Origin of the sequence: Paenibacillus sp. yr247 (genome assembly GCF_900103825.1) — a bacterium.
Taxonomy (GTDB): domain Bacteria; phylum Bacillota; class Bacilli; order Paenibacillales; family NBRC-103111; genus Paenibacillus_E.
Genome location: NZ_FNIF01000002.1, coordinates 26,983 through 49,451 on the forward strand (window position 1 = coordinate 26,983; position 22,469 = coordinate 49,451).

Here is a 22,469-nt window from a genome sequence, read left to right on the forward strand (position 1 = left end):
GATCTACAAGGGGGAACATTCTGAGGAACCTGGGTCCCTTTTTGGCCAAAAAATGTGTGACGGCAAGAAGAATTCTTCACGCTTATCCGTGAACCAAAAAAGTGGCCAAGCAGGCATCAATCACGCTGCTTGGCCACTCCTTAAACGGAGAAGCTATATACCACTTCATTCGTTTGTTTCACCAGCTCACGCCACTGCTCCACGGGAACAATATCCACAACGGCTTTAATCGGTATGCTGGCAAAATCAAGTTTCGGCACGGCATCCAGACTCATCCGGTTGGTCACCAAACGGTTGAGCCAACCCGGGTACTGCTTCTCCATTTGCTGCAAGCGGTAGATGGCCGTTTCAAAGTCTTTGCGCGCTGCGTTCACCGAGCCGATCACGCATTTATTTTCCAGTACCATGCTATGATTGAGCTTGTCGGAAGGGATCTCCAGCTTTCGATCCGCTGGAGTAACCCCCAACAGCGCCAGCACTCCGTTCGGCGCTAGAACAGACATGGCCTCGAAGGCAAGCGGGCTGTAGCCCGTGCATTCGAGGATCAGATCTAACGGCTTGCCGAGACCCTCGGCATAAGCCGTCAAAGTCGTTGTGCCGCCTGCTGTGCCTGCCTGCTGGTACACGCCTCCGCTGTCCTTCACAAGCTGCGCTTGCAGACTGTCCTGCGGTGACATAGACCAAACAAACACGTCCAGCCCCAGCAGCCGGCAGGTCGCCGCAGCTAGCAAGCCAAGCGGGCCTGAGCCGAGAATGAGCGCTGTCCTTGGTTCCCAGATCAGCCGCTGCTGGACGCGCAGCACCTGATCCCATACTTTCTCGACGATGCTTTGGGGCTCGACCAGCATCCCATGCCCCAACAGCTCCGTCGGCACCTGAACCAAGTACCGCCCTTCCTCCTTGTAATACTCGGAGAGGAAGCCATGCGCGCCTTTTATGCCGCGTTCCACAAACTCCCCGGTCTGACAAAAGTCAGAATGACCGTTGCGACAATTCACGCAGCTTTTCTTTTTGCAAGGTCGTCTTACAATCGCAGTCACGAGATCCCCTATCTGGAATCCACTTTCCGCCCCAGCCTCAGCTACAACACCAAGCGACTCATGCCCCGTGGTCAAATCATCTTCCCCCTGAGGAGGAACGCCGTATTTTTCCTTTAGAATCTCTTTATCCGTGCCATCCAGTCCCACGGCTAGAACCTTTACGATGACTTCCTGAGGATGAGAAATCACGGGATCCTCCACCATTTCTAGTTCAATAGATGGGTTCCCCTGTCGAAGTTGCTTAACTCGAATCGCCTTCATCTCTTCATCTCCTCCCAGCTAATGAACAACCGGTTCTAATACCTTGTCCTCGCTCGCATCAAAAGCTTGCTTTGTTCCCTTCGAAGTCAACTGTTTTAACTTCGACAAATATTCTTGCGTCACTTTAATGAAGGATGCATGTGACCATGTGAGCGGTGAAACCGACATTGGCTCTCCTGTGAAAGGATGCACTTGCTCGGCCATCGCGCCGGAAGGCAAAGCATGCCTAATCGCCCAACGCATCAACTTTTCAGCCTCCAGTAAGTCCTGAACGGTTTTGGCTGATGCCACAAGCCATTCCGCATACCAAAGCGTACATATAAACCAAGGGTTTCCTGGAACCTTAGCTACATCATTCGTCACTTGATGGTAATAGTCGTTCTCATAACGAGCGATACCGCCGATATCTGTATGTACCCACAATTTCTCTTTCAGAATCTGCATCGTTGCCACAATCCGCGGATCTTCCAATTCAAACAATCCGAAGTCAAACAAGCCATACATACTCATATCCAGGGTGTAATCCGGCACATACCTATTTTCCTCATAACTCCAATATAAGGCACGCAAAAAGCGATTCTGATCGGTCGCATACAGCTGCTGTTCAGCCGCTTTCTTCACTTGTCCTGCGATATCTGCATAATAGATGGAACGCACTTTATCTTGATGATATTCGGCAAATCGAGCTGCTGCTACGAGACCAGCGTATACCGAAGATACTGTGAAAGCTAGTACACCAAAGCGCTCTTCCCAGAGATCATAAGAGGGCAAAGGCAGTCCGGAAGCATCCCTGTATTGTACGAGGAAATCCGCTGCAGGCTTCACAAATTTCTCATAATCCTCACGCGAATTCGCTATGGTCCCCGCCAGCTTATGGTGATGCCATAATGTATATAACACGAGAGCTGTCTCATCCTCTTGAATCGCCAGCTGCTTTTTCCCCTCCTTATCCACCCAAGGATGCCAGCTTGAGCCAACCGAACTGTCGGGGTTATATTTGTGCATTAGATAGCCTTCAGGTGTAAGCACTTTCTTACAAAAATCGAAAAACTTTCGAGATAATTCATAATACCCAGCGCGGTCAAGTGCGTGCGACACCAAAGCGCCATCACGCGGCCACATATACGAGTAGGTATCCTTGGCAAATTTCAAAATATCCGAATCATTCGCCGCTATAATAGCGCCTCGATTGTCGACGTTCGTTCTTGTAATAAGTAAGCATCTCTTATAAAACGATTCCAAATCCGGCTTCAGCAGCGAAAGCTGATGTGCATCCTGATTCACCCATTTTACCCAATGATCATGCGTTCGTTGCAATAAAGCTTGGGGTGTCGCCGTACGAAGCAAACGCTCCATACGCTCTACCTCCTGTTTCGTTTTGCCAAAACAAATCCAAAACCAAGCATCTTTCGCGCCTTTGGGAGGCAAAATCATGGTCAATTCAATAACACCATCAACTGAACCTTGCGCAATCGGATTTCCGCCTAGATGACCATCCTCCGCATCACGCCATGTTCCTTCCAAGCCATGAATTCCTTTTTGTCCCGTTGCATAACCGCTTGGCATTGGCTTTTCGGCATCCGGGGACAAACAAGATAATGACATGTAGCGATGCCCTTTATAGAACAAAAGTGAATTCAGTTCAGGATCATAATAAATCGTATCTCCGATACCATTCCCATAGATTTGCAGATCCAAATGAAAATAAAGCTTAATCTCCCTTTCCACATCAAAGTGGTTTTCTACCTTCACCTTGCGCAAAAATACATTTTGCTGAACATCGACGCCATCTCGAATAACGAAGCTCAGACCTAACCTTTCATGAGCACATTCAGCGTTAGTGACGAGCGAATCCTCTAAATAATTGAGTTTTTTTGAAACCTCTGGATGGTCAATCCAGAAGAATCCTTCCTTACACCAAATACCAAAATGTGAAAGATGATCGCTAGATTGATTCTCTTGACCTACTAAAGGGTAATATATGTCACGAATATTATAAGCAGCGTCGAAATTAATAAGTACATTCCCATTGCCTATGGGTAAATCTCTTGCCATGCCATCAGCCTCTTTCCAAGATGTTGCTACTAATTTTCCAATCGGAGAGCATAAATATGCATGCAGCGCCAAATGGCTGGAATTTGAGGTAATTGGAACCAATTCGGGCCTAAACATTTTCATTTCATTCAAATTCATTTACAATATGAAACATATGGAGGGATACGTATTATGAAGCAATTAGAAGGATTCGGTAAATTTTTGGAAAGCTTGCGAGGCAAAATGTCCTTGCGCGAAGCAGCCAATAAAAGCGGACTTTCGCATGCCTATATTCGAGACCTTGAATTAGAGCGGAACCGTTCGACAAATGAGAAAATCAACCCTTCTCCCGTAACGTTGAAAAAGTTGTCGGATGCCTACAACATCGCATACACAGACCTAATGGAGAAAGCCGGTTACCTCGATAAAGAAAACATTAACGTGGCAGACGAGCAGGAGCAAGTCTCCATATCGGATACACTGTTTATTGAAGTCAGTACGAAAGAAATTACTTACCATACACGACTTAACAAACTAAGCAGAAGTATACATTCTTTACTGGATTTCAGTCATTTTCTGGATAAGCTTGAAGAGCAAGGTTTTAAGAAAATGGATACAGACTTATTCGTCAACCTGAACCATGTACAGAAATATATCGAAAAAGAAGGTAAGCTTTATTTCGATACACTAGGCGTCGGCAAATTTGTTGTAATCGCTGCGATTCGTCAAAAAAAGTACCATGAATGGATTGTCCGCAGTGTAGCCCGTAACACGGGAATGGGACTTACGTTTCATTACGACCGTAATGCAACAACAGACTCACTAATTTCCCCTTTAAATCAACCTATCTAATACCATTTTACAAAAAAAGGAGAAAAGTTCAGTCAAACCTGAAACTTATGCTCCTTTCTTTACGTTTATAATATGGGTTGGATAGATTGATTACTGGGTAGAGAGAGTAGGTAAAGAATACATGGCTGTACAACAAACCACCTCTCCGCAGCCTCGTCAACCGAGATTTAAGCGTAATAGGTCTGCGGGAATAAGCTTTATCGTGTATGCGGTTCTTGGTTTTACCTTTCTTACTGTATTGTCCTTATGTTGGTTTTTCCTTACTTCTTCCGGTTCGAAAGTAAGATTAATGATGGCTGATACTTTAATTACAACTCAGCATCGGGATTGGGCCAAATATTTGATAGGTTCAACGGAGTTACAGAAGCGCGTAGAAGCCTATTGGAAGCAATTCGACGAAATGGGTGATGAGAAAGACAAAGGGATTGTTGAAATTGAGCATAACACCTCCCTTACCCCTGTCGTTGCCAAGAAGGACTTGGTCACAATTGAACCAATCTCGGGCACAAATTTCAAAGGACAGCTCGTTACTATTTCAGACCCGAAAAAGCTTCGGATTGCTGTACCTGAGAAAGTAGGTAAAGGGGAGAAGGTTTCCTCCATGGTCAAAAGAACCGGCGCCATTCTGGGCGTCAACGGCGGAGGGTTCATCGACCCCAATTGGGAAGGCAATGGCTTTCAGCCAGAAGGAGTTGTCATTTCCGGCGGCAAAATTTTTTATAATGACAAAGGCATGAATGGGACGGTGCAAGTCGTCGGAATTGATAAAGAAGGCCGCATGATTGCCGGCAAATACAAGGTTTCCGAACTTGTTGACATGGGCGTTCAGGAAGCTGTTTCGTTCAGCCCACGATTCATTGTGAATGGGGTTGGGCAGATCAAAAGCCAAGCCGATGGCTGGGGAATTGCTCCGCGAACCAGCATGGCGCAAACGAAGGACGGCTCCATTCTATTCGCCATCATAGATGGAAGGCAGAAGCATAGCATTGGCGCGACGCTGTATGATGTCCAGCAGATTTTCCTAGAGCATGGCGCTGTAACTGCCGCGAATTTAGACGGCGGAGCCTCAACTGTTCTCGTTCATAACAATATGATCATCAACAAACCATCAAGTGAATATGGAGAACGTTACCTCCCTACGGCATGGCTTCTCTTCGATCAACCGGAAATAGCTCCAATCAGAAACGTTTGGGAAGGCCTTGATATTCGTAAAATTGATCCGTCCAAGTGGTAAATTTAAAAAGGCAGAAAGCTCAATTCTCTGAGCTTTCTGCTTTTTTTTAACGATTTCCGAGGATTACCAGATCTTCTGCTGCTTCGGATGCTTCAACCTCATCTGAAAGCTCATCGTCAATCTTGGACTCTTTCCAGGAGCGAACAGTCTCCACTACGCTTGTAGCTGTGTCTTTTGCTTTTCCAACCAATTCAGATGCCGTATTGCTTACGGTTTTCGCGACATCTTGTGTTTTTTGGCTTACCGTACTTGCAATTTGTACGGTTTTGTCACTAACCACTTGAGCTGACTCGGCAATGTCGCTTCTTAACTCACGACCGGATTTCGGTGCGAATAAAAGTGCTGTTGCCGCTCCGAGTAAGCCGCCAACAACGGCTCCGATGAGGAGATCTTTACCTTTTCTTTCATTGGACATGTGAAATCCACTCCTTAATTGTCTGATTTGGCATTCCGATGCGCTTGCCATCTTTGCCACAGCTCGAAGCCCGTCGTTGCCCACTTCATGACGTCTTGGATTCGCTTCTGGTGGGTATGTACAACCTTTTCCGCACCATGAATTGATTCGTTCATCACACGTGAGGCCTTCCGAAGTGCAGAAGCGACATCCCCTACAGCGGCTCCTGCCTTCTCGATGGATTGGATGGTTGGCTCTAGCGCCAGCACTTGCAAGTGCACCTCTTCGGTGAGCTGACCCGCTTGCTTCAGCAGTTGTTCGGCTTGCTCTGCTGTCTTAGCTATGTTCATCTTGGCTTGCACAACAGCATCGCTCAACTGACCCAGTGTCTGAGTAGCTGCTATCAGCATGCGAACAGCAAAGCCGATGAGCACGATAAAAGCAACGGCTAAGCTGATTATACTTATCTCTATCCATGTCATGACGGGCACCTCCTGGGAGCAAAGCTGTGCGATGGATGAAGGCTTCTAGACGAATGCCTATGAATTACTACAGTATAGGTAGCAGCAGCTTGTTTTGACACAAAAAAGCTGGAAAAATTTCAGGGACCTGTCATAATGAAAAACAAATCGACTTTTGAATATCTGGAGGAGAAAGATGAACCTAGAGCAAGGACTTAAAGAAATCGAACGCACCCGGATTATTGCTATCGTCCGAGGTGTGCACGAATCCCACATTCTCTCTGTTGCAGACGCACTACTTAAAGGCGGGGTCACCGTAATGGAGGTTACGCTCAACACACCAGGTGCACTGCGAATGATCGGCGAGCTGCAGAATAAGCGGGGAGAGCACATGTATATTGGGGCAGGCACTGTACTTGATCTTGAAGATGCTAAGAAAGCGGTCCAAGCCGGAGCTTCCTTCCTAGTCACGCCGAATTTGGATGAGGAAGTCATTCGTTGGTCCAGTCATGTGGGGATTCCGATTTTCCCAGGTGCAATGACACCAACAGAGATCGTAAAAGCGTGGAAAGCGGGCGCAACAGCTGTTAAAATATTTCCGAGCGCAAGCTTAGGTCTCTCTTATATCAAAGAATTGATGGGTCCTCTAGACCACATTCCGATGATGGCCGTCGGGGGTGTTACCGAAGAGAATATCAAACAATTTTTGACATTGGGTTGCTACGGTTTAGGTATCGGCGGCTCTCTGATTAACTTAAAAGAAATCGAAGCCGGACGCTTCGAATGGCTTACAGATAAAGCTGCTCGTCTACTTGCTGCTTCGCACTAGTGGACACAAAAATAACCATCTTCCTCTGCACAAGAGGTCGATGGTTATTTATTTTGGCTAATGATATAGATACATTTGTTTGCGCCCTTCGCTAAACACTCTGTTCGCTCTACATTGGCGTTCAGCAGATTCCGAAACAAGGCAAGCTCGCACTGACAAGCTTGTTGGAACGTATTTGCCACCTGCGCGATTGGACAGTTATGTTCACTAAACATGTACGCGTCTTCTCCAAGCTGTGACCAATCCACCATGTACCCGTTCTCGTTCTGAATAAGCGCTAACTCTGCTACTCGTTCTTCCAAGCTCTTCTCGTGCATGCGCGATTGATAGCGAGCTTCGAGCTTATTTTGTCTGCCTTCAAAAAGACGTTCGATCTTGTCATGACCTTCGTCCTCTAGTAACTCAACCAGTAAATCGAGCGTCAGCTGCATGTATTTCTTTGGAAATAATTCGTCTGCCTGTGGAGCTAATGTGTATACGTTGGTGGGTCTTCCCATTGCTTGCCGGACAAGCTTCGTTTGGAGCAGATCGTCCTTCTCCAAGGAATGAATATGACGCCTGACGGCCATTTCCGTAATTCCAAGCTGTTTGGCCATATCATGGACACTTAAAGGTCCCTGAGTTTTGAGCATGGAAAGAATCACTTTACGCGTGGATGTCTCAACTGCATGATTCATTAGCTCACCTACCCTCGGAACTGTCATTATGTCTCATTTTACCGCATCACATACAATAAGTAAATTAAGAAACAACTATGTATGTTATTCCAGTTCGCTCTTAATAAAGGCCCGAACGCTCGCTGCAAACTCCTCAAAAGCCGCTGGCATTTTCGGGATTAAAGGATTTAGTTCCTGACGATTCCAGGTTACATAATCCTGAACAAGCGGCTTTCTAAGCTTCACTAGCTGAAGCAGCGTCTCTGTCAATGCTTCCGAATACGCGCCTTCCCCATGTACGATCTCCACGATATCCTCATAGCTGCTGGCATCTCTTAGTATAAAAGCATCAATCAGCAGACTCCCAATATCGGTCACCGTTTCAATGGCTAAGTGCAGCACACGTTCTTGCGCCAGCTGCCACACGAGATCATTTGTGCCTTGCTCCCACTGTACTTCTAATTGTTTACCCGCGTCAGCTAAAGCGGTCAGAAACTGAATTCTTTGATCGATCTGTTCATGGTTAATAAAATACATGGGGCTATCTCCGTCCTCTTTTACGCCATTTCGTCCAAATCATCATTGCAAAAAAAGTAATAATGACCAAAAATACTAACAATACAGCCTGCATGACATATTCATAGCTCACGTTCATTCACCCTCTTGACTCTCTCTTGGTTCCATGCTCCTCTCAGTGTATCGCGGGGGGCTAGGGAGCGTCAAGCAAGCCGCATAGCTGCCCCCCTTGAAGAAGTATTGTTCTCTTATTTCTTTCATGTTAAAGTGAAAAAAGTGAAAAAAGGAGACTATCATACCTATGTTATCTAGGCCCAAACTTCTAGAAATCGACATCGTACGCGCTATCGCAATTATCGCCGTTCTTGTTATTCACGGAACCTCTGGTGCAACTCAGCTTCCGCTGGGAACAAGCTCACAAGCCGTATTTTTCATTCTCAATAAGGCCAATTTGTTTACCGTTCCATTATTCATTTGGATAAGTGGAGTTGTCTTATTCTATACCTATTACGATCGCTGGGAGCCGGGGATGTCGCGCCTTTTTTGGACAAAAAGGTTGCGTAGAATTTTAATTCCCTATGTACTCTGGTCCATTTTCTATTACCTATACAATCAATTCATGTTTCATGGAAAAATCAGTTTTGACGCCATGTACGTCATCAAATTGCTTTTATCGGGGAATGCCAGCTATCATCTGTATTATATGGTCATTATTGTTCAGTTTTATCTCTTATTCCCTTTGCTGATCACTGCAGCTCGGAAATCTCCTTGGGTTCGTCAAGGGCTGATTCCTTTAGGTATCGGCATGCAGGCAGCTGCCTACAGCATACATCATTGGGTGCATCCCCTTCCTGAATACGCCTCTTTGTTTCTAAGCTATTCAGCCCTATTTGCGTTTGGGGCATTCGTGGGCATTCATTATGCCGCTATTGTCGCTTGGTCTAACCGGCATAAAAGTTGGATTTGGAGCATCATGTGCCTTGCAGGTATCACTTTTGTAGGTATGCTATTACTCCATCAATACGGACTTGCTTTTATCGAAAATACATGGTTCGAGCTGTCACTCCTCGTATATTGTATAACGATTCCGCTTTGCTGCATCCAATGGGCACGTCAAAGGTTAGCAAGCGGCTCCCAGTTAGGCACCGCTTTGTCCGCCTTAGGCGCGGCATCCTTCGGTATCTACCTCGTACATCCTGCGATTCTGACGCTTTGGGATCTTATCGCGCCAGCACAGGAACAGCTCTGGCTTTACGATCTACACACGGTCGCGTCGATTCTCATCGGGCTGCTCGGGTCTTGGCTGCTTGTGAGGCTTTATGCGAGCGCGCAAAGAAAAGGTTCCGCCAACTAGGCGGAACCTTCTTTTCATTTAAAGCGGGCTAACAGCGCCCAGCGCCGCTGCTGTCTGCGGCTATAACGCGGTAAGCCGCGGTGAATATCCAGCGCTTCGCGGAAAGCGCGCTTCGCGTCTTCTGTTCGGCCGAGCTGCTGATACAGCTGGCCAAGGCGGTAGTAAGCTTCAACCGACGAAGAATGCAGATCACGAAATTGCTCGATGAATTGGGCGGCTCTTTCTGGTGCAACAGGCGCCAAAGCTTCACCTAGCCGTAAATAGGCTTCACCATATTTAACCCGCGGGTTCAATTCTACTGCCTTAAGCATGAAGCTTTCACCTTTAACGAGATTCCCTAGTTTTAGGTAACAAAGGCCAATCTCATAGTGTACGTCTGCTGAGTCCTCCATAATATGCAGGGTTTGTTCCAAGTAAGGAAGAGCTTCGCTGTACTTTTTGCGTTCAAGTAAAATCCTTGCTAGCTCCAACTTCGCTGAGGTATTATGCGGATTAGCGTGCAAGTCACTTCGCAACCTGGATGCTCTGCGGCTTAATTGAAACGGCTTAAATATATTTGGCGTTAATCCGATAAATCTTCTATCTAACACATATAGAATGACTAATAGAATAAGAAGTGCAAGAAACGGATTGCCTACAAGACGCCATAATAAACCAAATACAAGTATTTTGATAAGCACGTTAAACCCTCCTTCAACTTCCTTATACTACCATATTATGTTGACGCTGGTCATCTTCTACAAAGAAAAAAGCACCCAGCTTTTAGCTAGCTAGAGGCTTCCATCATTTGCTTGTGGATCACTCATTCGTGATTTATTTCAAGCAATGCTATAATGAAAAGAAAAAGGGAGTTTCCACATGAACGATCCGCGCAAAGATATCTGGCACAAAAGAAAACAACTGGGAAGATCCAAATACTTAATTCTGTTCGGCCTACTCCCTTGGGGCATCGGGCTCACCTTATTGTTTAGCGTCATCGAATTTCTTAGGCTTCAAGAGATCAACTGGGTTTGGGTGCCTATTCGCTTACTCGTTTTCGTTTTCATTGGCTTCTTCGTCGCTAATGCACGCTGGCACGCCATGGAAAGCCGCTATGAGCCTTATATTAGACGACCTTAACGGTCGTTTATTTTTTATTAATGTAAAAAGGTCTGATTTTCCACATCGTCTGTATGAAACAGCGAAGCCGTATGAGCACGACGAAAATGCTCTTCGAGCTCTTTTCGAATTGAACCAAACATCAAGATCCCTTCCTTGAATTCCTCGCGCTCACCCCACTTCGTTTCTAGCCCTTCGTTGTCGAACAATTCCTCCGAGACATCTTTAAACGCCTTATGCAAATTGTTATCATACCAGTCGATTTCACTCGATTCGTCTTTGCGATACACATGTCTCATATCAAAGTCGTTATCCTGCGAAGCCGTGAATTCAGCTAGTAAAATCCCTTTAATTCCATCGGCCTTTATCTCGACATCAGCGCACCGAACATCATTACGCTCCGTAAAGCGTACAATGTTCGCCTGTTTAATTCTCCTCATGTCATACCCTCCTAAAGTTACCTATCATAAAGAAAAGTATTTCCAGTTTTACAGGATTTATCAAACGTTAGGGGTGAACCATATTTTCCGAAAATCAACCCAACCCAAATCGTTAATACACACACCCTTGATCGAATCATGATATGTGGTTTGCTGAGAACGATGGAGCACGAAGAGAAACGATTTCTCCTCCTGCAGCACTTCAATCATATCGTTTAACCTACAAATGCGCGCTTCCCGACTTGGAATTCCGAGAATCTGGTCGATTTCCGCATCAACCCAAGCCATTCGTTCGTGGTTTAAATGGGCACGGACATAGCTGTTGCTTTGCTTAAGTGTCTGAATAATATGAAGGTCATACTCGCTTTCCAAACAAATGTGATAAAAAATAAGATCAGCTTCCAGAATCGTATCCAGCCGCATCATATCCGACTTACTCCGTGTCGTCAGTTCAATGCTGATTCCCACTTTGGCACACTGCTCGCAGATCCACACCGCATCTTCGTTGATGTTACTATAAATATACATGCTCAGCGGCTCACCGCTATATCCCATCTCTGCAAGCAGGCGCTTAGCCTCCTCGAAATCTGTACGATAAACAAAAGCATTTCCCTTACGATCCATGGTTGGTAAAAAACTGCTGGCTGGTGCCTCTCTAAAGCCTCCAAGTTCCTCAATCATCCGCTCACGACCGATGATCAGGTCAACCGCTTTGCGGAAATGCGGATGCTGCTGAGGTCCTTTTTTATTCCGATTAAAAGTAAGCAGGCTGCAGCCCAGGATCGACTGTTCAATCTGATGCCATTCCGAATCTTTCCCTACCGCGCCGACAGGTTTACGGGAATTCGTATGGTCGCAAAGCACTTGCACCATATCCCAGCTTGGACCAACCTCCGACAAGTCCTGCGGCAAAAGCCAGATTTCCACTTGATCCAGATGCGGTCTAACCCCAAAATAACTGTCAAAAGCACGAAGCTTACAGATATAATCATCATTACGTTCAAGCCTGAACGGTCCTGTCCCAATAGGCATACGCCCGAAGATCCCCTCATTATCCCGACAAATATCCTCCGGCAGGATGGCCATCGAGGAATGCGATAATTGCTGCAAAAAGAGCTCATTGGGCTGCTTCAACTCGATGGCAATCGCACTTCGGTTCAATACCGTCATATTCTCAATACTTTCGGTCATCCAACCTTGACACGCCGAAAGGCCAAGCTCCTTCAACCTGGAAATCGAGTAATAAACATCGTGCGCCGTCATCTCTCTGCCATGATGGAACAGCACGCCTTTTCGCAAATAAAACGTGTAGTGCAAACCGTCCTCGCTAATTTCCCAGTAATGCGCTAAATGCGGTTCTACTACCATGGTTTGATGATTGTACACAATTAGGGTGTCGAAGATTTGATTAATAAGATGGCAATCGAATGCAAAAAAAGAGTGCGCCGGATCCAATGTTACCAGCCATTTGTAGACTGGAAACCGCAGTGTATCCTTATAACGCTCCTCATGTTCGACGGCACGATACCCAAAAAAACTGAACAACCAATCGATAAAAGAGTCCTGCAGCGCCTCTCCCCTGCCCAATTGGTGAATCAGCTCTATCGTCCCTTTATAATCACCTCGACCCGCCAATGCCATTGCCTGCTTGGAAATCATATCCTCCGCAGTAACAAGAAACGTTAGCTCAGAGACATTGCCTCTGCCTCTTCCGGGCTTCCAAGAAATCCAGTCTAGCTCACTCATTTTTTTGAGTAAAATCTTTACATTACGCGTTGAACAATACATTCTATCCGCTAATTCATCTAACGTTATAGGCTGCGGTTCATGCTCCACGCCATGTTCAAAGCCAGCCCGAAGCTCAAGAAAATGGGTCAAAAGCTGCATGATCAACTTCCTTTCCATAAAAGGGGAAATAGTTAAAGTGAATTATACTCTTTTTGTTCCCCTTATTCTAGATGTAAACTAAATCTAACAGGAAAAGAAAGGAAGGTGATGAAACTTATGCAACTTACAGACTTATATGTATCCGAGAAATTAATGCAATGGCAGCAGCAGGATCTGGAAATCGAAGCTCGCGAGCTGTGGAAATTTAAATCCATCAAAAAACGAAAAGTTTACATGCTGCTAACTAACTTATTCTTCTTCGTTTAATCCTAGTCCTGATCCAAAGAACCATAAGGACCAAGAGAACTGCTAGTAGCACACCTATGGTATCAACAACTACATCAATCCCATGACCCGTTCGACCAACAATAAACGTTTGATGCCATTCATCGGTAGCCGCATAAAGAACCGAGATGATTGAGGAGGTGAGCAGTGCTATGACGACTTTTACAGATTTCTCCAGCAGCGCTAAGGACCAGAGCAGGGCTAGGATAGCGAACTCGCTAACATGCCCTGCTTTTCTTATGAAGAACTCAATGACGCCAATGGGGTCCTGCCACGAGATCTTTTGGTGGTCGTAGGAAAACTCCCAATGCGGGAATTTATTCATCAGTTGAAGGCCTGAAAGCTTCGTTTCTAGAAGCGGACGCAAACTTTGCTGCTGATACGATTCTCCCGACTTTATAAAAATAAATGCCATCCAGAGGACGGCAGCGATTAAGAACAAATAGTAATATCGTTTTGAAGAAGACTGCGGCATGAATGGGTCATCCCCTTTATGAATTAAATTTCTTACGAATGCTGAATAAAGCAAAAAATTCAATAACCATTAAATTTACCGCAGATACACCATAGAAGGCCATTCCAAACATCATGTGATAGGAATCATCTGTCACCGATTTCCACCAAAACGCAGCAGCCAGCGTCAATACGATATTCATGGCTGTCGTAATCCAGAATGAGAATCCAAGCCGATTCGTTTTCCGCATTAACCATACACCAATGACAAACGGCAATACAAAAGCTATTCCCAAGAAAACCCAATACAACACTGCATTCGACACTTTCTGTCACTCCCACACGATCAACTAGTTTATTCTACTAGGTTAGCATGAATAAGCCGCAGAAAACAACGTTTGGTACCCTTTGCAACAGAAACGCCAAATGGCCATACTTGGAAGAAATGCTTTAGGAGAATTCTCCGACATAGGGCTTGCTTGAGTTGAATAATTCATGTATAATACGAAAAGTCGACGCAATTCAGGCGACATTGAGGGGTCATAGCTCAGCTGGGAGAGCGCTTCGCTGGCAGCGAAGAGGTCAGGGGTTCGATCCCCCTTGATTCCATACTAGAAAACCCTTGTATATCAAGGGTTTTTCTTATTTTCACTCACACTTTTTAAATATCTCTTTATCTACGAAAGCTCTTCTACCGGCCTGATCAACATGGAACTTTCCAGACTTCAGAAGGTTGTATGATTGATCACGACCAATCCCCAGCTTTTATAATTACAGTTCTTTATTCGCTTCCTTCTCAACCTCAATATCCAAAGCCAGAGCAATCTTCAATTCACTGTTCACTCCTTTGATGGAGCTATTCTCCGTTATATTTACTTGCGGATTCGATAATTTCCGTTACCTTATGGGCAGACCGAGAACCTCGATTACTTAAGAGTTACTTAGTATTAAATGACAAAAACAGTGTTTTTTCATCAAAGGATTTTACAAGTCTTAAATTGAATCAATATTTAAATATTTTTTTGAAAGGTAGTGGTTTCTGTGTACTCACGCGAAGATTTAATTTCAATTGGGTTCGTTATCCTGCTTTTTGTGGTTCCAATATTGGCAGTCGCATCGCTTCATTTCTTTAGGTAGATTACTCAGTTTTACCTCTAATACTATTGAAATATTGAAATTTAAATTAAAGCTAAGAATTACATGGACATTTTCCGATAGATAAAGTGTTAGATAAAGTAATAGCCATAAAAAGGAGGAATCTCGTGGACATTCCATTGCTCTCAACGTCCATAGCGCAAAGCAATTTATCTCAAGCTGTTGGAATAAGTGTTCTTAAAATGGCTAATGATCAATCGGCTCAACAAGGACAGGAATTTATTCAAATGATGGAACGCAGCGTACAACCTAATTTAGGCGGTAAACTTGACATCAGAGGCTAGTCTAAAACATGAGGATAAGGAGATTTCTTTCTCCTTCCTCCCTTACTCTAAATTCTGCCCATGTCCATTTACTCATCACATGATTCAACTCAAGCTTCAACCACGATTTCATATGGTTGATCTGCAACCTTAGATTTACCCAGTTCGGCCATAATCTTGATGCGACCAAAGACACTACCGCTGCCTTCATCCATTTCTTTTGCGATTTGAAGGATGGATTTCCCAGCTTTCATCATCGATTCCCCTCCTCTCTCCACCTTTTAACCATCCTCTCTGAATCCAAAGCCATGTAGCCACTCTTTCAATCCGATCTCAATCTTGAACCTCACGCCAGCCGCGACCCTTATGTTGGTAATTCTTATTACAAAAATCGTTATTTTTTTAGCAAATACAACATTTTTGTGTGTTTTCAGACAGAAATTTTCACAGATTCTTGTTAAACTTGACTCAATATGGAAAAAAAGCGAGGATATTATGGTTCAAGTGATATGGTTGCTGATTTTAGTTCTGTTCTTAATCGTTGCTTCTACCCGTAAAGGCTAAAAAGAGATGGGTAGCTCTCTCTTATTTATTTCCTTCTGCTGATACTGTTTTCATCTTCACTAAAAAAGGCTGCTCTCCCATCATATAGCGATGAGAAGAACAGCCAGTTACTTAAACTTGATTTTTGGGGATACCATTTAAACTTGGAACAGAATCAGCGGCATTGATGCTTGATAGCGTTTGTGCTTCTTCGGTGAAATTAGCGTGATTTTGCTGACTCTTTTTTTTATCTGCTTTGTTATCTTCGCGGTCATACTTGGGATCTGCGTCATTTTTGGGCATAGCGTTCACCTCCATCGTTTCATAGTTAGTATGAGAAGGTGGCTTGCATTTTATCCCATTTGTCCTGGATCAAAACTTTCTCTGCGCTGCATTCAGCTTTGTACACCACCTATTCATGTGTTCCATCAAGTTTTATACAACAAAAAAAGAGGTCTCGCCTTGCATATTTGTCCAAACCTTTCCTATGAATCAATCATAGAATATATCATTCCAAAAGAAAGGGTGATAGAATTGGCAAACACAGATGTAAGGCTCCAACTTTTCTCTGGCAATAATTTTACAAATCGGCGGATTGTTTTTAGACGTGGAGGTGTAGCAGTACGAGATTTAGGAGCATTTCGTTTTGATAACGTCCTTTCCAGTTTCCGTCTAAGAAATATTTCAACCACAGATTCTGTGACACTAGTTTTGTTTTCACGAATTAACTTCCAGGGATCCATTCGTATATTTCGTGGACAACAAAACGTGTCGAATTTAGGTAATTTCAATAATTTAACTTCTTCTTTAATTTTAGTAGGACGAAACCTTACCAATTCCCAGATTCAACAGATCCAAAGTACCGGTATCGCTCCTCGTGATATTTTAGTTGTCAGACAATAACAGATAGGTGAAAAGGGCACAGGCATGTGCCTTTTTTTTCATTGAACCCAAATGAACACCTTCGCCATTGATTCTAGGTTATTAGCAAGAATCTCATATGTCTTCCGAAATTTCATCTTCTATGACCGTTTACAACCCGTTGATGGTATGTCCAGCATGAATTGATTCGTAGTCAATATCCTTTCGATTGGCAATAAAAAAAGCACCTCGATAGTGCTTAATTTCTAATTTGTTTTTCGAGCAATATTGCATTATCCGTCCCTATTTCCCTCATTTCAGCTGCGATCAGGGGTCTTTAATATCGAAAAGGGCCATAATCGATAAAGATGATCAAATTGTCTTTCTCGCGGTAACGGATATTTTTCCATTTAGGTTCTTTACTCGATGAACTGATTATGTCACTTGCTCTCATCCCTCTTCTTAAGAACTTTTTACGCAATTTTAATACTTTCTCCCTATTTTCATCATTTTGTGAAACCTTTTGATCAACTTTCTCCATGATGATCCATCCATAACCATGATCAATCACTTTTGCAAGATGTGATCTTAGGGAAGATTTAAACTTTTTGTATATTTCCGCTTCATTTTTATTATTTTTTATTCCAGTTTTCGAAACAGCTACTTTTAATACAAAACCATTTTTCAAGTCAAATACGATTCGGTACAACCCTGCTCCAATTTCTTCGTAAGGCAGTTTTAATTCGGATCTCGCAATATTTCTTTTATTTTTCGAATTATAATACTTTTCTTTTAATTTTTTCATCCATTTGTTAATTACTTTCAGATCATTTGATGTTAAAAGTTTATCTTCCATGGTTACCATCCTCTCTTTCAATCTATTAAATTATTATATGTTAGAGAGAAAGAATGGTATGGTTTAATGTTCTGTTAGCGGCGTGTTTTTTTATATACGTTTACATCTTCTGAACAGTATCCTACCCGAAAGGGAAATGTACATGAGACAGAATGAACATGAATTGACGAACAGTTACTTTTGCCCTGCTTTCGAGCAGCCTTCATTGAATCTCAACTCATTTTTTATGCTAATATGAAGATAAAGACGTAGATATAACTTTGCTAATGAAAAGGAGAAATGACTATGACGAAAGAATTTTGGATAAATCTGCCGGTAAAAGACCTTAATAAGTCAAAAGAGTTTTTCACCAAACTTGGATTTTCTTTTCATCCGCGACACAGCAATAGTGATGATGCAGCAGGCTTGCTTATCGGAGATAGCAATGTTATTGTGATGCTTTTTCTAGAGTCTACTTTCAAAAGATTTACGAGAAATGAACTTGCTGATACAAAGTTAGGCAACGAAGTATTGCTTTCCTTTGATGCCCAGAGCAAAAAAGAAGTAGACGAAATGATTGAGAAAGCAGTAAAGGCAGGCGGGACAATCTACGGTGAACCCCTTGATCAGGGGTGGATGTATGGAGCCGGTTTTACTGATTTGGATGGTCATCGGTGGAATGTGTTATACATGGATATGAGTATGACGCCGAAGGAGTAAGAATGTCTAAAGCATGATGTCAATAGAAAAAATGGACGCTGCAATAGCGTCCTTTCCATTCGAGGTGCCGTTTATTTATTTCCAGAACCATTTCTCATAAATCAAGTAACTGAAAAACGAAACGACCCCGAGGGATATGTTGAACCAACCTGCAAAAAGGGCTCCTTTTTTTTCTTTGTTCATATTAGCCTTCTTATAGAGTTTAACATCGAAATATAAAACAAGGATCCCAGAAACTAGTAATAACAAAATAGTGTAATTGTTAAAGGTAATGATTGTCGAATCCCTCCTTCACCGTCATACCTTATCCACGGCACTACTATGATTTATTTGGTTTTCGTGCCAATTCGTCGAATCTTCACATGTAATTTTACATCGACGGATATTTCTTTATACATTTCCTCCCACTGTTTCTTACTCTTAATTTCCCGATTCCAGTATGCAGGTTGGTAAGCACGCACGTATTCTCCGAAACCGAAGATGTCGCAGCCGTCCTTTTGGGTCTGTTGAATAAGTTTTTCAAAACCGATCGTCGCGTCCTTTTCTATTTTATCCTCTAATTTTTTTATATTTTCCTTCGTAATAGACACTTTTTCATCAGACTTCTCCCGAAAATCCCCTTCAATTTGGCTCATTACAGTGACATGAACCTTACCGTTTTTGATCTCCGTTATAATTTTAGCCTTACGATGGGTTGATTGAAATATGACAGCAGTTTCCGATCCGGGCATCTGCTGGAGGACGCTATACCCTCCAGGATTGATTTGTTTCATTGCCATAAAATGGCCGATTTGCAGTGCATTTGTGGCTCCTTCCATTTTATCGCCTTTAAAATAAGCCAGTCCGGCGATTTCAATGTTAGATTCTTTCTTCAATTCCAGATAGGGAACAGCCCCTTCCTGTCCTTTTGCAGAACTGGCGCTAAAAAAAACACCGAGGAAATAATTTGGAAGTTTACCCATTTCCCTGGCATGATCCAAGGTTGCCACCAAATATAAAGTTGGAACCCGTTCTAATTGGGGAGTGGCTTTAATTATCTCTGAAGCTTTCCCTTTGGACACGACCATCCAAACCGTTCTTCTTACCTGAGGCTGACGACGAAAGAAATCATTCTCATTTTGGATCCCCTTTCTTGCCACCGCTTCCGACACAACAATTATCCGCAAATGGCCGAAAAACAAGCGATCCGCCAACTGCTGCTGCAGATTCATCAATGAATCGTCGATGGTTTCCCCAACGCTACTCAGCACCCAGACTGGTTTTTGCCCAGCTGGAACGCCTCCAGTTCCTCCAGTACCCAAGGGAATACGTCCCGGAACGGCAATTTGCACAGTGGTACGTATTAAACCTCTTTTCTGCACAGGAGTACTATTAATGATATGAGTTGCATTGCTACTTTCTTTCTCTTCTCCTGGTTTTGCCTCGTCAATGGCAATGGCTAAAACAACGGCTCTATCTTCGATTTCTAGCCGATCCCAGCATCCTGTAAGCATGGGTAAGAGCAGCAGGAAAACAAGAATCCGTTTAATCCGATTTTGCCACACGTTGATCACCCCGACTCTTCTTTTTATTCTTGCGAATAAGGGCTACGACCAGTAAAACAAAAGGATAGCCGATCGTGATCATCAGACCCCAGCGACCGACAATTTGAATGACTCCATACATCTCCAGTAGGTTTTGTGGAATCATGGCAATTACATAGATGAAAGGAAGGAGAAAAAATGAAAACAGCTTGTGATCGCGCAAACGTAACAGCTGGCTTAAAAAGTGAATGGCCAAGTAATAGGTCGACAACAACGTCGTAAACACCGCTGTGACCCACACGGCAAGAAAGGCGCCATCCAAGCGCTCCAGGATGTTGGCGGGCAGCGACGTGGTTTTTGCTAATTCCAAGGTAGGCCAAACTAAATTTTTTATTTCCTCTGCCCCAAATACGGCAACCGTAGCAACTACAATGAGTAAGTAAAGTCCACCTGAAATCAACATTCCGACATAGCTTGCGATCATCGCTCTTTCCGGCCGACGCATAGCAGGAATCACGATGGTCATGACGAAAGATCCCTGAAACAAGGCAGCCATAGTAAGCATTCCCGCTAACATCCCACTCGGTTCATTTCCCCATACTGGCAATAAATTGACCAACTGCGCATTTTTTAGCGAAAGAACGACGATCAATACAAGAGGAAACACAATGACCGGAAAATAAAAATGATGGAAATAGGTAAAAGTGGTCATGTCAGCACGCGAGGAAAGCGCAGCTAACAACAACATCACAATAACAGTCACCTCCAGCGGCGTTTTCGTTAAAACGGAAGTGACGACGACCTCCCCGAATTCTCTCGAAGCCAGTGCTGTAAGCTGTGAGAAGAAAGCGATGATCAGGACACTGAACACCCTAGCAGTCCATTTGCCGATCAAATCCTCGCTATATTCAATAATCGATTTAGTAGGAAAGCGCATGCCGAGTACGGTAATTATCCAAAGTCCTACTAGACCGATTAAGATGCCCAACACGGTTACGAGCGTAGCCCCCGAATCGGCAGCTCTGACTGCAAAAAGCGATAGTGCTAAAACACCTACCCCGATAATCGTGCTAATTAGAACTATCGCTGCTTGAATCACCGTTACTTGGCGAGGATACTCCATCGGTTATGTCCCTCCTTATATTCCCTACTTTCAATGGATCTAAGGTATTATTTGGCGCGTGATGCGTCATTTCTTGGGTTATCTTACCCAGACGGGTATCATTCGGCGTATGCAAGAGTGCCGGTCTCTTCGGCATGGACCAGAGCGGCATCCGGGCCAGTGTATCCTTCATTCCCTGGAAATTTCCAGGGACAATCGGACTCAAGTAAGGCACCCCAAACGATTTTAAGGACAACATATGGTTGGCGATCAGGATTAACCCGATCATCACCCCGTAAAGGCCAAAGATAGAAGATAAGATCACAAGCGGAAAGCGCAGCAACCTCAGCGCCAGTGCTGCGTTGTAAGCCGGTGTGGCAAAAGAGCCGATCGTTGTTAAGGCGATGATTACGACCGTTATCGGACTGATGAATCCTGCCGCAACCGCAGCCTGTCCGATGACTAGCACACCAACAATTGAAAGGGCTCCCCCAACCTGCTGCGGCAGACGCAGTGTCGCTTCCCTCAGTACCTCCATGGAAACCTCCATGATCAGTACTTCAATTACAGAGGGGAAAGGCACCCCCGCTCTCCCGCCCGCTACAGCCACCGCGAACTCTGTCGGTATGAGCTCCGGATTGAACGAAATCAGCGCAACATATAATGAGGGGAAAATCAAGGAGAATACAAGAGCAACCAGGCGCGCTAGCCGAATAAAACTAACCAATAGATATCGTTCCGAGTAATCTTCGACCGTCTGGTAAAACTGGCTGAATACGGTCGGCAATATGAGGGCAAAGGGGGAACCGTCAACCAGCAGGATAACCCTACCCTCCAGCAAATTGGCGACCGCCTTATCCGGTCGTTCCGTATTTTGGATCTGAGGGAACGGAGATAGATGGTTATCTTCGATAAACTGCTCCAGGTATCCAATATCAAGTATTCCATCAATATCTATCATCGATAATCGTCTGAACACTTCTTCAACAAGTTGGGGATTCACAATGCCATCCAAGTAACAGAGCGCCACTTTGGATTTGGTTACACGCCCTATACGAATCGTTTTTACGCGGAGATCCGGTGTCGGGAGACGATAGCGCAGTAGGGAGAGGTTCGTATCTAACATTTCGATAAATCCTTCTCGTGCTCCGCGGATAACCTGTTCCGTTTCGGGTTGTGTAATCGATCGCTTGTCAACATGGCGTGTACTGAAAAGGAATGCTTCCTCCAGCCCTTCCACTACGAGAACCGTTTCTCCTTGCACAAGGGCTTGGACAACCTCAGTTAATAGTCCTTCTGTTCTCCCTTCGCAGGCATACAGCGTATCGCTCATTAAAATATCCTTCAAAGGCCGGTTATCTTTTACTTTTCCCTGCTCGTTAATCGATGTTAACATCAGGGGTTTTAAGATATGATCGTTCAAATATTGCTTCTCAACCAAGTCGGAGAAATACATAAGTACAGCCGGGTACTCGTCAAACACGCGAAACTGGCGTATGACGAAATCGTCATTTTCACCAAGTATCTTTTGAACAAATGAAATAGTCGCTTCGATACGATGGCTAATTTTCGTATCATCATATTGATCCAAAATCTGATGGGCGGGCTGGTTCTTTGGTGGAATCATTCGAGGTTGCTGGCTTTGGGAAACTTTTTTAGACCTTAGTTTATAC

The 22,469-nt window shown here is 44.1% G+C and carries 27 protein-coding genes and 1 tRNA gene; 10 read left to right on the forward strand and 18 right to left on the reverse strand.

Features of this window, described 5'->3' with window-relative positions; genetic code table 11:
• Positions 1 to 140: 140 nt before the first annotated feature.
• Together BLT91_RS04765 and BLT91_RS04770 are read right to left on the reverse strand one after the other, a co-directional pair.
• Positions 141 to 1,301, reverse strand: coding sequence for a glucose 1-dehydrogenase (locus tag BLT91_RS04765; RefSeq protein ID WP_090817417.1), 1,161 nt, complete (start codon positions 1,299 to 1,301; stop codon positions 141 to 143).
• 18 nt (positions 1,302 to 1,319) lie between these two features.
• Positions 1,320 to 3,356: a glycoside hydrolase family 15 protein gene (locus BLT91_RS04770; RefSeq protein WP_090817420.1), complete on the reverse strand. Its 2,037-nt coding sequence runs from the start codon at positions 3,354 to 3,356 to the stop codon at positions 1,320 to 1,322.
• A 171-nt stretch (positions 3,357 to 3,527) separates the two neighbouring features.
• On the opposite strand from BLT91_RS04770, the gene BLT91_RS04775 reads away from it, so the two are divergent.
• Complete coding sequence (locus tag BLT91_RS04775; RefSeq protein ID WP_090817422.1) at positions 3,528 to 4,187, forward strand: helix-turn-helix domain-containing protein; 660 nt, start codon at positions 3,528 to 3,530, stop codon at positions 4,185 to 4,187.
• Positions 4,188 to 4,308: 121 nt separating this feature from the next.
• Complete coding sequence (locus BLT91_RS04780) at positions 4,309 to 5,421, forward strand: phosphodiester glycosidase family protein (RefSeq protein ID WP_254776795.1); 1,113 nt, start codon at positions 4,309 to 4,311, stop codon at positions 5,419 to 5,421.
• Between the two features lie 46 nt (positions 5,422 to 5,467).
• Here BLT91_RS04780 and BLT91_RS04785 read toward each other — a convergent pair whose 3' ends face one another.
• Positions 5,468 to 5,836 (reverse strand): YtxH domain-containing protein, encoded by a 369-nt coding sequence (locus BLT91_RS04785; RefSeq protein WP_090817424.1) that lies wholly within the window; start codon positions 5,834 to 5,836, stop codon positions 5,468 to 5,470.
• Between the two features lie 14 nt (positions 5,837 to 5,850).
• Entirely contained in the window at positions 5,851 to 6,297 is a 447-nt protein-coding gene (locus tag BLT91_RS04790; protein ID WP_090817426.1) for a DUF948 domain-containing protein, read from the reverse strand.
• Between the two features lie 175 nt (positions 6,298 to 6,472).
• Between BLT91_RS04790 and BLT91_RS04795 the strand changes: the two genes are divergently transcribed.
• Positions 6,473 to 7,105: a bifunctional 4-hydroxy-2-oxoglutarate aldolase/2-dehydro-3-deoxy-phosphogluconate aldolase gene (locus BLT91_RS04795; protein WP_090817429.1), complete on the forward strand. Its 633-nt coding sequence runs from the start codon at positions 6,473 to 6,475 to the stop codon at positions 7,103 to 7,105.
• Between the two features lie 44 nt (positions 7,106 to 7,149).
• Here the strand turns inward: BLT91_RS04795 and BLT91_RS04800 are convergent, their stop codons facing one another.
• Both BLT91_RS04800 and BLT91_RS04805 read right to left on the reverse strand, forming a co-directional pair.
• Positions 7,150 to 7,782: a helix-turn-helix transcriptional regulator gene (locus BLT91_RS04800; protein ID WP_090817432.1), complete on the reverse strand. Its 633-nt coding sequence runs from the start codon at positions 7,780 to 7,782 to the stop codon at positions 7,150 to 7,152.
• 84 nt (positions 7,783 to 7,866) lie between these two features.
• Positions 7,867 to 8,298, reverse strand: coding sequence for a DUF86 domain-containing protein (locus BLT91_RS04805; protein ID WP_090817434.1), 432 nt, complete (start codon positions 8,296 to 8,298; stop codon positions 7,867 to 7,869).
• A gap of 280 nt (positions 8,299 to 8,578) precedes the next feature.
• Here BLT91_RS04805 and BLT91_RS04810 point away from each other — a divergent pair, with 280 nt between their 5' ends.
• Positions 8,579 to 9,631 carry an acyltransferase gene (locus BLT91_RS04810; RefSeq protein WP_090817438.1) on the forward strand — a complete coding sequence of 351 codons (1,053 nt, stop codon included), beginning with the start codon at positions 8,579 to 8,581 and terminating at the stop codon, positions 9,629 to 9,631.
• A gap of 14 nt (positions 9,632 to 9,645) precedes the next feature.
• On the opposite strand, the gene BLT91_RS04815 is transcribed toward BLT91_RS04810, so the two are convergent.
• Complete coding sequence (locus BLT91_RS04815) at positions 9,646 to 10,311, reverse strand: tetratricopeptide repeat protein (RefSeq protein ID WP_090817441.1); 666 nt, start codon at positions 10,309 to 10,311, stop codon at positions 9,646 to 9,648.
• A gap of 178 nt (positions 10,312 to 10,489) precedes the next feature.
• Between BLT91_RS04815 and BLT91_RS04820 the strand changes: the two genes are divergently transcribed.
• Positions 10,490 to 10,750: a hypothetical protein gene (locus BLT91_RS04820; protein ID WP_090817448.1), complete on the forward strand. Its 261-nt coding sequence runs from the start codon at positions 10,490 to 10,492 to the stop codon at positions 10,748 to 10,750.
• Between the two features lie 17 nt (positions 10,751 to 10,767).
• Here BLT91_RS04820 and BLT91_RS04825 read toward each other — a convergent pair whose 3' ends face one another.
• Together BLT91_RS04825 and BLT91_RS04830 are read right to left on the reverse strand one after the other, a co-directional pair.
• Complete coding sequence (locus BLT91_RS04825; RefSeq protein WP_175532088.1) at positions 10,768 to 11,169, reverse strand: hypothetical protein; 402 nt, start codon at positions 11,167 to 11,169, stop codon at positions 10,768 to 10,770.
• 60 nt (positions 11,170 to 11,229) lie between these two features.
• The gene (locus tag BLT91_RS04830; protein WP_175532089.1) at positions 11,230 to 13,056 is read right to left on the reverse strand and encodes an ABC transporter substrate-binding protein; all 1,827 of its coding nucleotides are present in this window, start codon (positions 13,054 to 13,056) and stop codon (positions 11,230 to 11,232) included.
• Between the two features lie 117 nt (positions 13,057 to 13,173).
• Here BLT91_RS04830 and BLT91_RS31275 point away from each other — a divergent pair, with 117 nt between their 5' ends.
• The gene (locus tag BLT91_RS31275) at positions 13,174 to 13,323 is read left to right on the forward strand and encodes a hypothetical protein (protein WP_217635180.1); all 150 of its coding nucleotides are present in this window, start codon (positions 13,174 to 13,176) and stop codon (positions 13,321 to 13,323) included.
• Here BLT91_RS31275 and BLT91_RS04835 read toward each other — a convergent pair.
• Both BLT91_RS04835 and BLT91_RS04840 read right to left on the reverse strand, forming a co-directional pair.
• The gene (locus BLT91_RS04835) at positions 13,301 to 13,816 is read right to left on the reverse strand and encodes a VanZ family protein (protein ID WP_090817454.1); all 516 of its coding nucleotides are present in this window, start codon (positions 13,814 to 13,816) and stop codon (positions 13,301 to 13,303) included. The two genes, BLT91_RS31275 and BLT91_RS04835, sit on opposite strands and share 23 nt — an antisense overlap.
• 16 nt (positions 13,817 to 13,832) lie before the next feature.
• Positions 13,833 to 14,120: a hypothetical protein gene (locus tag BLT91_RS04840; RefSeq protein ID WP_090817457.1), complete on the reverse strand. Its 288-nt coding sequence runs from the start codon at positions 14,118 to 14,120 to the stop codon at positions 13,833 to 13,835.
• Positions 14,121 to 14,330: 210 nt separating this feature from the next.
• On the opposite strand from BLT91_RS04840, the gene BLT91_RS04845 reads away from it, so the two are divergent.
• Positions 14,331 to 14,403: transfer RNA gene (locus BLT91_RS04845), tRNA-Ala, on the forward strand.
• Positions 14,404 to 15,056: 653 nt separating this feature from the next.
• Complete coding sequence (locus BLT91_RS04850; protein WP_090817460.1) at positions 15,057 to 15,233, forward strand: YjfB family protein; 177 nt, start codon at positions 15,057 to 15,059, stop codon at positions 15,231 to 15,233.
• Positions 15,234 to 15,322: 89 nt separating this feature from the next.
• Here the strand turns inward: BLT91_RS04850 and BLT91_RS31280 are convergent, their stop codons facing one another.
• Positions 15,323 to 15,469 carry a hypothetical protein gene (locus BLT91_RS31280; protein ID WP_175532091.1) on the reverse strand — a complete coding sequence of 49 codons (147 nt, stop codon included), beginning with the start codon at positions 15,467 to 15,469 and terminating at the stop codon, positions 15,323 to 15,325.
• Between the two features lie 418 nt (positions 15,470 to 15,887).
• Positions 15,888 to 16,058 (reverse strand): hypothetical protein, encoded by a 171-nt coding sequence (locus tag BLT91_RS31285; RefSeq protein ID WP_175532092.1) that lies wholly within the window; start codon positions 16,056 to 16,058, stop codon positions 15,888 to 15,890.
• A 117-nt stretch (positions 16,059 to 16,175) separates the two neighbouring features.
• Between BLT91_RS31285 and BLT91_RS04855 the strand changes: the two genes are divergently transcribed.
• Entirely contained in the window at positions 16,176 to 16,658 is a 483-nt protein-coding gene (locus BLT91_RS04855) for a hypothetical protein (RefSeq protein WP_254776796.1), read from the forward strand.
• Between the two features lie 295 nt (positions 16,659 to 16,953).
• Here the strand turns inward: BLT91_RS04855 and BLT91_RS04860 are convergent, their stop codons facing one another.
• The gene (locus BLT91_RS04860; protein ID WP_090817463.1) at positions 16,954 to 17,472 is read right to left on the reverse strand and encodes a hypothetical protein; all 519 of its coding nucleotides are present in this window, start codon (positions 17,470 to 17,472) and stop codon (positions 16,954 to 16,956) included.
• A gap of 285 nt (positions 17,473 to 17,757) precedes the next feature.
• Here BLT91_RS04860 and BLT91_RS04865 point away from each other — a divergent pair, with 285 nt between their 5' ends.
• Positions 17,758 to 18,171, forward strand: coding sequence for a VOC family protein (locus tag BLT91_RS04865; RefSeq protein WP_090817466.1), 414 nt, complete (start codon positions 17,758 to 17,760; stop codon positions 18,169 to 18,171).
• Positions 18,172 to 18,246: 75 nt separating this feature from the next.
• On the opposite strand, the gene BLT91_RS33805 is transcribed toward BLT91_RS04865, so the two are convergent.
• From BLT91_RS33805 to BLT91_RS04880, 4 genes are read right to left on the reverse strand one after another with little or no spacing between them, the layout of a single operon-like run.
• On the reverse strand, positions 18,247 to 18,447 hold the full coding sequence (locus BLT91_RS33805; RefSeq protein ID WP_368086784.1) for a CLC_0170 family protein: 201 nt from the start codon (positions 18,445 to 18,447) through the stop codon (positions 18,247 to 18,249).
• Between the two features lie 50 nt (positions 18,448 to 18,497).
• Entirely contained in the window at positions 18,498 to 19,715 is a 1,218-nt protein-coding gene (locus BLT91_RS04870; RefSeq protein WP_141224931.1) for a Ger(x)C family spore germination protein, read from the reverse strand.
• Positions 19,696 to 20,817 carry a GerAB/ArcD/ProY family transporter gene (locus BLT91_RS04875; RefSeq protein ID WP_090817474.1) on the reverse strand — a complete coding sequence of 374 codons (1,122 nt, stop codon included), beginning with the start codon at positions 20,815 to 20,817 and terminating at the stop codon, positions 19,696 to 19,698. Before BLT91_RS04875 ends, BLT91_RS04870 begins: the two co-directional genes overlap by 20 nt.
• A complete protein-coding gene (locus BLT91_RS04880; RefSeq protein ID WP_090819697.1) occupies positions 20,765 to 22,423 on the reverse strand; it encodes a spore germination protein in 1,659 nt (552 codons plus the stop codon). Before BLT91_RS04880 ends, BLT91_RS04875 begins: the two co-directional genes overlap by 53 nt.
• Positions 22,424 to 22,469 lie beyond the last annotated feature (46 nt).